Origin of the sequence: Rhizobium phaseoli (assembly GCF_001664385.1) — a bacterium.
Classification (GTDB): Bacteria; Pseudomonadota; Alphaproteobacteria; order Rhizobiales; family Rhizobiaceae; genus Rhizobium; species Rhizobium phaseoli.
Genome location: NZ_CP013532.1, coordinates 3,044,919 through 3,057,972, shown reverse-complemented (window position 1 = coordinate 3,057,972; position 13,054 = coordinate 3,044,919). Strand labels below are relative to the sequence as shown.

10 protein-coding genes and 1 pseudogene are annotated in these 13,054 nt (G+C 61.3%); 7 read left to right on the top strand and 4 right to left on the bottom strand.

Annotated elements, in window-relative coordinates; genetic code table 11:
• Nucleotides 1-38: 38 nt before the first annotated feature.
• The 4 genes from AMC88_RS14820 to AMC88_RS14805 all read left to right on the top strand — a co-directional run bounded on the left by AMC88_RS14820 (nucleotide 39) and on the right by AMC88_RS14805 (nucleotide 5,108).
• Nucleotides 39-1,406: a glutamine synthetase family protein gene (locus tag AMC88_RS14820; protein ID WP_012484535.1), complete on the top strand. Its 1,368-nt coding sequence runs from the start codon at nucleotides 39-41 to the stop codon at nucleotides 1,404-1,406.
• 241 nt (nucleotides 1,407-1,647) lie between these two features.
• On the top strand, nucleotides 1,648-3,033 hold the full coding sequence (locus AMC88_RS14815; RefSeq protein ID WP_012484534.1) for an aldehyde dehydrogenase family protein: 1,386 nt from the start codon (nucleotides 1,648-1,650) through the stop codon (nucleotides 3,031-3,033).
• Complete coding sequence (locus AMC88_RS14810) at nucleotides 3,030-4,181, top strand: iron-containing alcohol dehydrogenase (protein WP_012484533.1); 1,152 nt, start codon at nucleotides 3,030-3,032, stop codon at nucleotides 4,179-4,181. The genes AMC88_RS14815 and AMC88_RS14810 overlap by 4 nt, the downstream gene beginning before the upstream one ends.
• Before the next feature lie 228 nt (nucleotides 4,182-4,409).
• Complete coding sequence (locus AMC88_RS14805) at nucleotides 4,410-5,108, top strand: ParA family protein (protein WP_041683701.1); 699 nt, start codon at nucleotides 4,410-4,412, stop codon at nucleotides 5,106-5,108.
• 169 nt (nucleotides 5,109-5,277) lie between these two features.
• Here AMC88_RS14805 and AMC88_RS33155 read toward each other — a convergent pair.
• Both AMC88_RS33155 and AMC88_RS14790 read right to left on the bottom strand, forming a co-directional pair.
• A pseudogene (locus AMC88_RS33155) lies at nucleotides 5,278-6,644 on the bottom strand (IS3 family transposase).
• An 80-nt stretch (nucleotides 6,645-6,724) separates the two neighbouring features.
• A complete protein-coding gene (locus AMC88_RS14790; protein ID WP_012484531.1) occupies nucleotides 6,725-8,125 on the bottom strand; it encodes a L,D-transpeptidase in 1,401 nt (466 codons plus the stop codon).
• 358 nt (nucleotides 8,126-8,483) lie between these two features.
• Here AMC88_RS14790 and AMC88_RS14785 point away from each other — a divergent pair, with 358 nt between their 5' ends.
• From AMC88_RS14785 to AMC88_RS14775, 3 genes are all read left to right on the top strand, one after another.
• Complete coding sequence (locus tag AMC88_RS14785; RefSeq protein WP_012484530.1) at nucleotides 8,484-9,323, top strand: aldose 1-epimerase family protein; 840 nt, start codon at nucleotides 8,484-8,486, stop codon at nucleotides 9,321-9,323.
• 72 nt (nucleotides 9,324-9,395) lie between these two features.
• Nucleotides 9,396-9,734: a protein tyrosine phosphatase family protein gene (locus AMC88_RS14780; RefSeq protein ID WP_012484529.1), complete on the top strand. Its 339-nt coding sequence runs from the start codon at nucleotides 9,396-9,398 to the stop codon at nucleotides 9,732-9,734.
• 72 nt (nucleotides 9,735-9,806) lie between these two features.
• Nucleotides 9,807-10,151 carry a RidA family protein gene (locus tag AMC88_RS14775; RefSeq protein ID WP_004668514.1) on the top strand — a complete coding sequence of 115 codons (345 nt, stop codon included), beginning with the start codon at nucleotides 9,807-9,809 and terminating at the stop codon, nucleotides 10,149-10,151.
• A gap of 39 nt (nucleotides 10,152-10,190) precedes the next feature.
• Here AMC88_RS14775 and AMC88_RS14770 read toward each other — a convergent pair whose 3' ends face one another.
• A complete protein-coding gene (locus AMC88_RS14770; protein WP_012484528.1) occupies nucleotides 10,191-11,849 on the bottom strand; it encodes a thiamine pyrophosphate-binding protein in 1,659 nt (552 codons plus the stop codon).
• Nucleotides 11,846-13,048 carry a succinate--glutarate CoA-transferase gene (caiB, locus tag AMC88_RS14765; protein WP_012484527.1) on the bottom strand — a complete coding sequence of 401 codons (1,203 nt, stop codon included), beginning with the start codon at nucleotides 13,046-13,048 and terminating at the stop codon, nucleotides 11,846-11,848. The genes AMC88_RS14770 and caiB overlap by 4 nt, the downstream gene beginning before the upstream one ends.
• Nucleotides 13,049-13,054: the final 6 nt, after the last annotated feature.

Sequence of the window (13,054 nt, the reverse complement as noted above, 5' to 3'; positions counted from 1 at the left end):
GCCCCGATTTTTCAATCCCAATTTCAGGCGGATCACTCATGAGCAGCAGCTATACAATCGACGATCTCAGGAAGGATGTTGCCGAAGGGCGCATCGACACGGTTCTGGCCTGCCAAGTGGACATGCAGGGCCGGCTGATGGGCAAGCGCTTCCAGGCCGAATATTTCGTCGAAAGCGCCTGGAAAGAAACGCACAGCTGCAACTACCTGATCGCCACCGACATGGAGATGGAGACCGTCTCAGGTTACAAGGCGACGAGCTGGGAGAAAGGGTACGGCGACTATACGATGAAGCCGGATCTCGCGACGCTGCGCCGCATTCCCTGGCTTGAGGGCACGGCGCTGGTGCTCTGCGACGTCCTCGATCATCACACGCATGAGGAGGTCGCCCATTCGCCGCGCGCGATCCTGAAAAAGCAGGTGAAGCGCCTCGAAGACATGGGCATGAAGGCCTATATGGCGTCCGAACTCGAATTCTTCCTGTTCGACCAGAGCTACGAGGCGGCGCATGCGGCAGGCTACCGCAACCTCAAACTCGCCAGCGCCTATAACGAGGACTATCACATCTTCCAGACCACCAAGGAGGAAGAGGTGATGCGGGCGATCCGCACCGGGCTGCAGGGCGCCGGCATTCCGGTCGAGAATTCCAAAGGCGAGGCTTCGGCCGGCCAGGAGGAGATCAACGTCCGCTATGCCGACGCGCTCGCCATGGCCGACCGGCATGCAATCATCAAGAATGGTTGCAAGGAGATCGCCTGGTCGAAAGGCAAGGCCATCACCTTCCTTGCCAAGTGGAATTACAATGCTGCCGGCAGTTCCTCGCACATCCACCAGTCGCTCTGGAGCCTGGAGGAAAAGCCGCTGTTCTTCGACCATACCGGCAAATACGGCATGTCGCCGCTGATGCACAATTACGTTGCCGGACTTCTCGCCCATGCCAGCGAGATCACCTATTTCCTGGCGCCCTACATCAACTCCTACAAGCGCTTTATGGCCGGCACCTTCGCGCCGACCAAGGCGATCTGGAGCAAGGACAACCGCACCGCCGGCTACCGCCTCTGCGGCGAGGAAACCAAGGGGATCCGTATCGAATGCCGCGTCGGCGGTTCCGATCTCAATCCCTATCTCGCCTTCGCCGCGCTGCTTGCCGCCGGCATCGACGGGATCGAAAACAAGCTGGAACTCGAAGCGCCCTTCGTCGGCGACGCCTATGGCGGCAAGGATATCCGCGAAATCCCGCGCACCCTGCGCGCGGCGGCGACCGCGATGACGGAATCGGCAATGCTGCGCAAAGCGTTTGGCGATGATGTGATCGACCACTACACCCGCGCTGCCGAATGGGAGCAGGAAGAATACGACCGCCGCATCACCGATTGGGAAGTGGCGCGCGGGTTCGAAAGAGCCTAATAGGCATTGTGGGTTGCTTGCCCTCGCCCTAACCCGACCGGGGTCGAGCCGCGGGTCTCGACCCGTCCTTCGGACCCCCGTAAAACGGGGCGAGGGGACGTGCCCCGCGAGACGTTGGCGAGGGACGGAGAGGTTGCGGCTATCCCCCCTTCGCCCCGTTTACGGGGAGAAGGTGCCGGCAGGCGGATGAGGGGCTGGCCCTCGACGGAATTTTTGATCAATACGAGGACGGAAATCGATCATGGCAATGATCCAATGCATTTCACCGGTCGACGGATCGGTTTACGCGGAGCGTCCGGCGCTTTCGCTCGACGCCGCCAAGGAAGTTGTCTTGCGCGCCCGCAAGGCGCAGAAGGGCTGGGCGAAACGGCCGCTCGAAGAGCGTGTGCAACTGGTGCTGAAGGGCGCGGCACGGCTGAACGAGATGTCCAATGTCGTCGTGCCGGAGCTTGCCTGGCAGATGGGCCGGCCAGTCAAGTACGGCGGCGAATATAAGGGCTTCAACGAGCGCTCCAACTATGTCGCGTCGATTGCGGCTGATGCGCTGGCACCGCTCGTCGTCGAAGAGAGCGATCGTTTCGATCGCCGTATCGAGCGCGAGCCGCATGGCGTCGTCTTCGTCGTTGCGCCCTGGAACTACCCTTATATGACAGCGATCAACACGATCGCCCCGGCGCTGATGGCTGGCAACACGGTAGTGCTGAAACATGCCTCGCAGACATTGCTGGTCGGTGAGCGGCTGGTGCAGGCCTTTATCGAGGCCGGCGTGCCCGAGGACGTGTTCCAGAACGTCTTCCTTGATCACGAGACGACCTCGGCGCTGATTGCCGCCGGCAGCTTCAATTTCATCAACTTCACCGGATCGGTCGAAGGCGGGCGTTCGATGGAGCGGGCAGCTGCCGGCACCTTCACCGGCGTCGGCCTTGAACTCGGCGGCAAGGATCCGGGTTACGTCATGGAGGACGCCGATCTCGAGGCCGCCGTCGATACGCTGATGGACGGCGCCACCTATAATTCCGGCCAGTGCTGCTGCGGCATCGAGCGCATCTATGTGCACGAGTCCCTCTACGACGCCTTTGTCGAAAAGTCGGTGGCCTGGGTGTCGAACTACAAGCTCGGCAATCCGCTCGATCCCGAGACTTCGCTTGGGCCGATGGCGAACAAGCGCTTCGCCAAGGTGGTGCGCGAGCAGATCGCCGATGCGGTTTCCAAGGGCGCCAAGGCGCTGGTCGACCCGAAGCTCTTCCCGAGGGATGACGGCGGCGCCTATCTCGCGCCGCAGATCCTCGTCGATGTCGACCACTCCATGACTTTCATGCGCGAAGAGACCTTCGGTCCGGCGGTCGGCATCATGAAGGTGAAGAGCGACGCGGAAGCGCTTGCCCTGATGAACGACAGCCAGTACGGGCTGACGGCCTCGCTCTGGACGAGCGATGCCGAACGGGCAGCGCGGCTCGGCCGCGAGATCGAAACCGGCACCGTTTTCATGAACCGCGCGGACTATCTCGATCCGGCGCTCTGCTGGACCGGCGTCAAGGAGACCGGCCGCGGCGGCTCGCTGTCGATCATCGGCTTTCAGAATCTGACGCGTCCGAAATCCTATCATCTCAAGAAGGTCACAGCATGAGCAGCAACATCACCGCAAATTGGAGCTATCCCACGTCTGTCAAGCTTGGCCGGGGCCGCATCAGCGAACTGGCCGCCGCCTGCAAGAGCCTCGGCATGACGAAGCCGCTGCTGATCACCGATCGCGGCCTTGCTTCGATGGCGATCACCAAGAACGCGCTCGATGTCCTCGAAGAAGCCGGCCTCGGCCGGGCGATCTTCGCCGATGTCGATCCGAACCCGAACGAGAAGAACCTCGATGCCGGCATCAAGGCCTTCCGTGACGGCGGCCATGACGGCGTCGTCGCCTTCGGTGGCGGATCAGGCCTCGATCTCGGCAAGTGCGTCGCCTTCATGGTCGGCCAGACGCGACCCGTCTGGGATTTCGAGGATGTCGGCGATTGGTGGACGCGTGCGAGCCTCGAGGGCATTGCCCCGATCGTCGCGGTGCCGACGACGGCCGGTACCGGCTCCGAAGTGGGGCGCGCCAGCGTCATCACCAATTCCGAAACGCATGTGAAGAAGATCATCTTCCACCCGAAATTCCTGCCCGGCGTTGTGATCTCCGATCCGGAACTGACGGTCGGCATGCCTAAGATCATCACAGCCGGCACCGGCATGGATGCTTTCGCGCATTGCCTGGAGGCCTATTCCTCGCCCTTCTATCACCCGATGTCGGCTGGCATCGCGCTGGAGGGCATGCGGCTCGTCAAGGAATTCCTGCCGCGCGCCTATCGGGAAGGCACTGATCTCGAAGCCCGCGCCAATATGATGGCCGCCGCCGCCATGGGCGCGGTCGCCTTCCAAAAGGGGCTCGGCGCCATCCATGCGCTGTCGCACCCGATCGGCGCCGTTTACAACACCCATCACGGCATGACCAATGCGGTGGTGATGCCGGCGGTGCTGCGCTTCAACCGTGCTGCAATCGAAGAGAAGATCGGCCGGGCCGCCGCCTATCTCGGCATATCGGGCGGTTTCGACGGCTTCTACGACTATGTGCTGAAGCTTCGCTCCGATCTCGGCGTGCCGGAAACGCTGACGGCAATGGGAATCGCCTCCGACCGCATCGAGGAATTGTCGGCCATGGCGATCGAAGATCCGAGTGCCGGCGGCAACCCGGTTGCCATGACGCTCGAAAATACCAAGGCGCTGTTTAAGGATTGCTTCTGAGATCAGCGGAGCTGACCGCAGATTGGCCCGGAGAATCCTTGTTCTCCGGGCTTTTCATTTTTAGGGGCACCCTGAATTTTAGGGATGTGAAAAATACAGGCTGCAATTTCGCCGCGCGTGTTTGGAATTTGTTAACCATGATTAGAAAGGATGGATTAACCGCACGATGCTCCGATGGTGCGTAAAAGAGCGATTCCGGCTCGCACCATTTCCTTCCGAGGACTGAATATGCCTGTCATCACATTCGCAAATACCAAGGGCGGCGCCGGCAAGACCACCGCTGTTCTGCTGCTCGCGACCGAGCTTGCCCGCAAGGGTTACCGCGTCACCATTCTCGACGCCGATCCGCAGCACTGGATTTCGCGCTGGCACGAAATTTCAGGTTACGTGCCCAATGTTTCCGTGATCGATTTCGTGACCACCGCTTCGTTGCCGCAGCATATCAGCGAGAACAAGCACAATACCGACTATTTCATCGTCGACCTGCCGGGTGCGCGCAACCCACTGCTTGCCACTGCCGTCGGCCTTTCCGACCATGTGCTGATTCCGATCCAGGGCTGTGCGATGGATGCGCGTGGCGGCGCGCAGGTGCTGGAGCTGCTGCAATATCTGGACGAGAAGGCGGGGATCAAAATCGGCCATTCCGTGGTGCTGACCCGCGTCAATTCGATGGTGACGACCCGGGCGCTGCAGCTCGTCAAGTCGCTCCTCAGCGAGCGGCTTGTGCCGGTGCTCGACACCGCGATCATCGAACGTTCGGCCTTCCGCGACATCTTCGACTGTGGCGGCACGCTGCACACGATCGACCCCACGCGCGTCAGCAATCTCGACAAGGCGCGTGAGAACGCAACCTGTTTTGCCGAGGAAATGATGCGCAAACTGCCGGTCCGGCTGCCGGCCTCGGCTCGCATGGCGACAGCCGCCTGACTAAAGCGCGTCGCGATCTTTCAGATTCGCTCCTTGCGCTTTAGTTCTTTGTTTACGCATGTCGTTGACGCAAAACCGCTGCACACTTTTGCGCGACATGCTTTATCCCCTGCGATGAAACGAAAAAGGCCGCCGGAGCGATTGAACTGACCCCCAAAAGTTGGACGGTCTAAAGGCTGGGGAGATTTAGGGGCTGGGTCCTGTATTGTACAGGGCTCAGCCCTTTGAGTTTCAGTTTGATACGCTGATGATTATAGTAGTTGATGTAGTCTGCCACCCCATCTTGCAGGCTCTTGACGCTGTCAAAGTCGTTGGGGTGGAAGAACTCGGATTTGAGAATGGCAAAGAAGCTTTCGATGGCAGCATTGTCGAGACAGTTGCCCTTGCGTGACATGCTCTGATTGATGTGACGTTTCTGAAGCATGCGCTGCCAGGCCGGCATCTGGTAGTGCCATCCCTGGTCGGAATGCAGGATCGGCCGGTCATCGTCTTGCAAACGGCTCACGGCCTTGGTGAGCATGTTTTCGACGAGTTTGAACACCGGCCGTCTAGCGGTTTCGAACGCAATGATTTCCCCATTGAACAAGTCCATGATCGGCGAGAGATAGAGCTTTTCGCCGGCCACGTTAAATTCCGTCACATCGGTCACCCATTTCTGATTGGCGCGCTCGGCGGTGAACTGCCGCTTGAGGAGATCGGGAGCCACGCGTCCCTCCTCGCCCCTGTAGGATCGATACTTCTTCGGCCTGACCTTAGACTTCAAGCCGCTCTCGACCATCAGGCGCTGAACCGTCTTGTGATTGACCGTCTCTCCCAAGCCGCGCAGCGCCGCCGTCACCCGGCGATAGCCGTAGCGGCCCTTGTGGGTGTCGAAGATCGATTTGATCCTCTCCTTGAGAACTCCGTGCCGGTCGGGCCGGGACAATGCCTTTTGCTGATAATAGAACGTGCTGCGCGCCAGGCCCGAAAGCGCAAGCAACCCGTCAAGCGGATGGAACGGCCTTAACGCTTCGACGACTTGCGCTTTTTCGGCGCTCGTTGCTGCGTTAAGGCCTCCAGTTTTTTTAAGTAGGCATTCTCCATGCGCAGATAGTTCAGCTCCGCCAACAGATCTTCACGGCTCTTGGCATCGTCACTGTGTGGAGCATCTGGTCCACTGGCTATGATAGGCGACTTGGGCATCGATCGAGGTCTTCCTCTGCGGCGCGGGGCCAAGGCTTCGATCCCACCCCGTTCATATCGCCTCTCCCAATCCGGAAGGCAGCTGGCATTGCGAACGTCGAAGATCGCAGCCGTCTGGCGATAGGACAACCCATCCTCCCACATCCGCTGTAGGACCGATAGCTTGAAGTCAGCATTATAATGGCTGAATTTCTTCACCAATCCAGCCGAACCATGCGCAGCATGGCTCGCTACCCATTTGCGAACGGTCGCAGGATCAATGGCAAACCGCGTGCTCACCTCTTGATAGCTACGCTCGCCATTCCCGTAACACTCAACAACAGACTGCTTGAAAGCCAGGCTGTATTTGGACATGCAAAACCCCCGAAGGTGGATGTCCAACTTTCGGGGGTCAGTTCAGATCCGGCGGCCTTTTTATATTGCAGCAATAGAGATCAATCGACGAATTCCACCGTCACACCTGGCTTGACCATCTTGGCGAGTTCGGTCGCGTCCCAGTTGGTCAGGCGAATGCAGCCGTGGCTCTGGGTGCGGCCGATTTTCGAGGGCTCCGGTGTTCCGTGGATGCCGTAGGTCGGCTTGGAGAGCGCCATCCAGACGGTGCCGACGGGGCCGTTCGGGCCGGGCGGAATGTTGAGGATCTTATCGTTGGCACCCTGCTGGAAATTGATCTTCGGATTGTAGGTGTAGCCGGGATTGAAGGCGACGCGCTCGACCGTCACGGTGCCCGAGGGGGAGGGCGTGTCGGTGGAGCCGATCGAGGCCGGGTAGGCGGCAAGCAGATTGCCGGCGCCGTCATAGGCGAAGACCTGTTTGCGGGCCTTGTCGGCGATGATGCGGGCCACCTCACCGGATTTCGTTTCGCCGGGATTGACGACCTTGATCACCGTGCCGGGGACGCTGAAATCGGCGCCGGGGTTCATTTCCTTGAGGAAAGCCTCGTCCATGTGGAAGCGCTCGGCCAGCATTTCCGTGATCGAGGTATAGGCCAGCGACGGCAGAAGCGCCTTATGCGAATAGTCTTCCGGGATCGCTGCGACGAAGGGGCCGGCGGCATCGGCGGGCGTGATCGTATAGCTGACGACGGGCAGGCCGCCGTTCATGCGCAGCTCTTCGAGAATGGCATCAGTGTCGTTGGGGTCGAGCTTTGACCCGGTCATCTGGTCGTAAGCATAGATCCCCTTGGTGACGTTCGAGCCCATATGGCCGTCGATGACGCCGGGAGAGATGCCGGCGCGGTCGAGGAAGACCTGCAGCGCGACGATCTCGGGCTTCGACTTGTTCTTCAGCGTGATGACAGGCTCGTCAGGCGCGGCCGTCGGCGCATCGGCGGGCGGGATCTGCTGATCGGGATCGATCGAGGCGTAATCGTCGCCCGACTGCGGATTGCCGATGCTGTTGTCATCGGGATAGGGCTCCTCACCGAGCGGTTGGCGTTCGATCGCTGCGTCGCGCGGAATCCCGCCGGTGACGGCGCCGCGTTCGGCATAACGCGGATCGCCATAGGAATTATCGTCGGCATAATAGGGATCGTTGCCGTTCTGGTCGGCATCGCCGCCGCGCGGGCCGGGTCGCGGCGGGTAATAGCCGCGGGCGCGCATCTCGGTGGCGACGACATTGCCGTAGGCGTCGATCAGCACGCGATTGCCGCTGCGGTCGCGGGCGTAGATATAGCCGCGCGGGACATAGTCGAGGATTTCGCCGGTCGGCGTGACCAGGACGACGTCGCTCTGCCGGCGGTCACGAAACTGCTGCGCGCCTGCCTGCGGTGCCGCAGCCGCAAGGGCTGCCAGCACGGCCGCAAGCGAAAATGCCGACTTCAAAAAGCGATTCACGTCTCACACCTCGAACAGTGACTGGGCCGACACACACCCGCGAATTTTGACGCTAGTGTGGAATTTATGAAACCGTGCTGAACAAAATATGAAAATCCCTAAGATTTCCTTTTACTCATAAACGTTTGCGTCTCTGCGTCAGTTCCGCAAAATCCATGGTTGCGGCAAAAACACAAGAGGCGAAAAGCGCCCGATTGACGAAAGACGGCGCAAAACCTAAAGCGTAACGCGATCTTTCAGATTCGCTTGCCACGCTTCAGGTCCTTGATTCCAGCATGTCGTAATCGCAAAACCGCTGCTCACTTTTGCGCGACATGCTCCTACGCTACGCCGGCCGATAATCCTCGAGGAGACTGCGATGATCGAATTTGCCGCCGCAAGCGGGCCGCGCCTGATGCTCGATGAAACATCGGTGCTGGACATTGCCGGATGCATCGTCGAGGGCGTCGACATCGCCCCGAAGCGAGCCATTCCCGATGATGGCGATCCGCGAATCGATCACTCGCTGGAAGGCTTCCTCTTCACCTGCGGCCCGGACCATATCCGTCACCGCCAGCCGATCGCCGGGCGGGCGGACGGCAAGGTCTATCCGTTGCACGGATCGGCCTCCGGCCATGCGGCCAAGGTGCTGTGGACGAGGTATGAGAACGGCAATGCCGAATGCCGCGCTGATATCGACATTGTAACCGTCGAGGGACTGTCGCAGCGCCTCGAGCGGCTATGGCGGATCGATGGGGCGACCGGCGAGGTTCGGCTCGAGGACCGGGTCGTCAATACCAGCGACCGGACGGTGCCGACCTTCCTGATGTATCACATGAACACCGGCGGCAAATGGCTGGACGAGGGCACGCGGCTCGAAGGCCGGATGCTGGAGAATGGCGGTTTCCCCTGGGCATTCGGCGAGGAGCCGGGCGGCATCTTCTGTGTGCCGGCGCCGGCAACGGAAGACGGTTTGGCGGAAGTCCGCCTCGGACCGATTGCGGCGATCGGCGGCAGGACGCTCCGCGTGCGCTTTCGCGCCGACACGCTGCCCTATCTGCAGGTCTGGCGGAACCAGAAGGCGCCGGCCCATATTATCGGCATCGAGCCGGTGTCGCATCGCTGGGTATCGCGCGACGAGCTTGAGGCGGCCGGCGAATTCAATATGCTGGCACCAGGTGAAAGCCGCAGCTACGTGCTGAGCTTTGCCTTCCTCTGAGTGAAGTTTTGTTGACGCTCGCCGGCCTCCGTCGTAGACCTTCAGCCCACGATTTAATGAGGAGACAGGACGATGGATATTCGCCAGATCGACGATGAATATTCGGTCTCGGGCCAGATTACGCTCGAGGACCTCGACGAGATCAAGGCGCTGGGGTTCAAATCGATCGTCTGCCACCGCCCCGACCATGAGAGCCCGGATCAGACCTCGTTCTCGGTCATCGAGGCGCGCGCGCGAGAACTCGGCCTCGAGATCACCCATGTGCCTGTCGGGCCGATGGGCGTGACCGAGGAGGCGGTGCAGGGTATGGTCGATGCACTCGACGAATTCCCGCGGCCGATGCTCGGCTATTGCCGCTCAGGCGCCCGCTCGACGGCGATCTACCAGAAGACCCACCATATCCGCAGCTAGGCCCGTTCCGGCTGCCGATTTTCCGGCGCTGCACGGCAGCGCCATCACGTTCCATTCACTCAGGAGACTATGATGAGCATTAAGCGTATCGACGTCGGCGCACGCATGAGCGGCGCCGTCATTCACGGCAACACGATCTATCTCGCAGGCCAGGTCGGCGAGGGCGAAAGCGTCACCGATCAGTGCAAGTCCGCACTTGCCGAGGTCGATCGCCTGCTGGCTGCATCAGGCAGCAACAAGTCGAAGATCCTCCAGACCCTCGTCTATCTCTCCGACATCGCATATTTCGCCGAGATGAACGCCGCCTGGGAAGCCTGGATCGATCCGGCCAATCCGCCGGCCCGCGCCACCAGCGAAGCCAAGCTCGCAGCGCCGAAATACAAGGTCGAGTTCATCGTCACGGCCGCGATCGACTGACGTAGCGGAAGTTCTGTCTTTGAAAGCCGGTGGGGAAACCTACCGGCTTTTTGTTTGCGCGATTTCCGACAGCGTCCGTGTCGGCGTGATCGCCTCAGGATCGAGTTTGACTTCGATGATTGCCGGCTTGCCGCTGTGGCGCGCCCGCTCGAAGGCAGCGGCGAATTCCTCCGTCCGCTCCACCGTCTCGCCATGGCCGCCATAGGCGCGGGCAAGGGCGGCGAAATCGGGATTGGTGAGATCGGTGCTGCTGACGCGGCCGGGATATTCGCGCTCCTGATGCATTCGGATCGTGCCGTACATGCCGTTGTTGACGACGATCGCGATGATCGGCAGGCCGTAGCGGATGGCTGTGGCGAATTCCTGGCCGTGCATCAGGAAGCAGCCGTCGCCGGCAAAGCAGATGACCTCGCGCTCGGGAAAGAGCCGTTTGGCGGCCACCGCCGCCGGCAGGCCGTAGCCCATCGAACCGGAGGTGGGGGCGGCCTGGGTGTTGAAACGGCGGAAACGATGGAAGCGGTGCAGCCATGTGGCGTAGTTGCCCGCGCCGTTGGTGAAGATCGTGTCCGGCCTGGTATTGGCTTCCAGCCATTCCATGATCGGGCCCATATGGACGGCGCCCGGACCAGTTGCCGGCGGTTTCGACCAGGAAAGATAGGCCTGGTGCATGCGCTCAGTGCGCTCCGCCCAGAGCGGCTCGGCCGGCGCTTCGAGATCGGCGAGTGCGGCGACGAAATCGGAGGGAGCGGCGCAGATGGCGAGATCCGGGCGGTAGACGCGTCCCAGTTCGGAAGGATCGGGATAGACGTGCACCAGCGATTGCTGGGGGTAGGGGATATCGATCAGCGTATAGGACGAGGACGGCATTTCCGACATCCGGCCGCCAAGAAGGATCAGCAGGTCGCTTTCCTTTATTTCCTTGGCGAGGACAGGATTGATGCCGATGCCGACATCGCCGGCGTAACAGGGATGGAGATGATCGAACAGCATCTGCCTGCGGAAGGAGCAGCCGACGGGAAGCTGAAAACGCTCGGCAAATCCTGCAAAATCGGCGACGGCATCTTCATCCCAGCGCGTGCCGCCGAGGATCACCATCGGCCGATCGGCCTTCAGCAGTCTTCTATAGAGATCGTCGATCTGGCTGCGGCCGGGATGCGCCTCGACGCTCGTGTGACGCTTGGCGCCGGGCGCCTCGACTTCGTCGCGCAGCATATCCTCCGGCAGCGTGAGCACCACGGGGCCGGGGCGGCCGGAGGTGGCGATCGCAAAGGCGCGGGTGACGAATTCGGGAATCCGGGCGGCATCGTCGATCTCGCCCACCCATTTGGCGAATTCAGTGAAGGCGCGGCGGAATTCGACCTCCTGGAAGGCCTCGCGCTCGCGGGCTTCACGCTGCACCTGACCGATGAAGAGGATCATCGGGATCGAGTCCTGTCTTGATATATGCAGGCCGGCTGAAGCGTTGGTGGCGCCGGGGCCGCGGGTGACCATGCAGATGCCGGGTTCGCCGGTCAGCCTGCCCCAGCAATCCGCCATCATCGCCGCTCCGCCCTCCTGACGGCAGACGAGGACGTCGATATCGCTATCGCGCAGGGCATCGAGGACCGCAAGAAAGCTCTCGCCGGGCACGCAGGAAAGGCGTTTGACGCCATTGGCTTTCAGCGCCTCGACGATCAGTTCTCCACCGGTCCTCTTCATGACGATGCCTCCCTCTCGCGCTCGGCGAGCTCCGCCAGAATTTCTTCTCTGTGTTCGTCGAGGCGCGGGCTCGGCCTGACGTAATGCAGCGGCGTCTCGGACAGCACCACCGGCGTCCTGACCCCCGGGATGAGTGTGCCCACGGCATCCGCAAGGTCGATGCGCAGACCGCGGGCGCGCACCTGCGAATCGGCGAACATCTCCTCGATCGTATTGATCGCGCCGGCAGGAACGCCGTTCTCCTCACAAGCCTTCAACAGATCCGCTTTCTGCCATTTCAGCGTCTCGGTCGAAACGAGCCGGCGCAGTTCGGCCCGATTGCCGACCCGGGCCCTGTTGGTGGCGAAACGTTCGTCGCCGACAATCGCCTCAAGGCCGAGGATGCCGCAGAGGCGAGCGAACTGGCCGTCATTGCCGACGGCAAGAATGAGGTAGCCATCGGCCGCCGGCACGACCTCATAGGGCGAGATATTCGGATGGGCGTTGCCGAGCCGGGTCGGTGCAGCGCCGGAGACGAGGTAGTTCATGTTCTGATTGGCGAGCACGGCCGATTGCACATCGAGCAGCGCCATGTCGACCAGCTGGCCTTCGCCTGTTTTCAAGGCATGGATCAGGGCCGCCTCGATCGCCGAGACGGCATAGATGCCGGTGAAGATATCGGCGATCGCCACGCCTGCCTTCATCGGCTGGCCGTCCGGCTCGCCTGTAATCGACATGAAGCCGGACATGCCCTGAACGATGTAATCGTAGCCGGCCAGATTGGCATAGGGGCCGGTCTGGCCGAAGCCGGTGATCGAGCAATAAACGAGCTTCGGGTTCAGTTTGCGCAGGCTGTCGTAATCGAGCCCGTATTTGACGAGCCCGCCGACCTTGAAGTTCTCGATCACCACGTCAGCAGTGGAGACCAGCCGGCGGACGAGATCCTGGCCTTCCGGGCTTTTCAGGTCGGCGGCGATGGAGCGTTTGCCGCGATTGGCGGCATGGTAATAGGCGGCCGAGAGATTTTCGCCGTCGGCACCTTCGACAAAGGGCGGGCCCCATTGGCGCGTATCGTCGCCGCCATCGGGATTTTCGACCTTGATGACATCGGCGCCGAGATCGGCGAGCATCTGTCCGGCCCAGGGGCCGGCCAGCACGCGGGCGAGCTCGATCACCCGGATACCGGCAAGCGGCGGTTTTTTCGTCAGGCTCTCGGTCATGGTCCT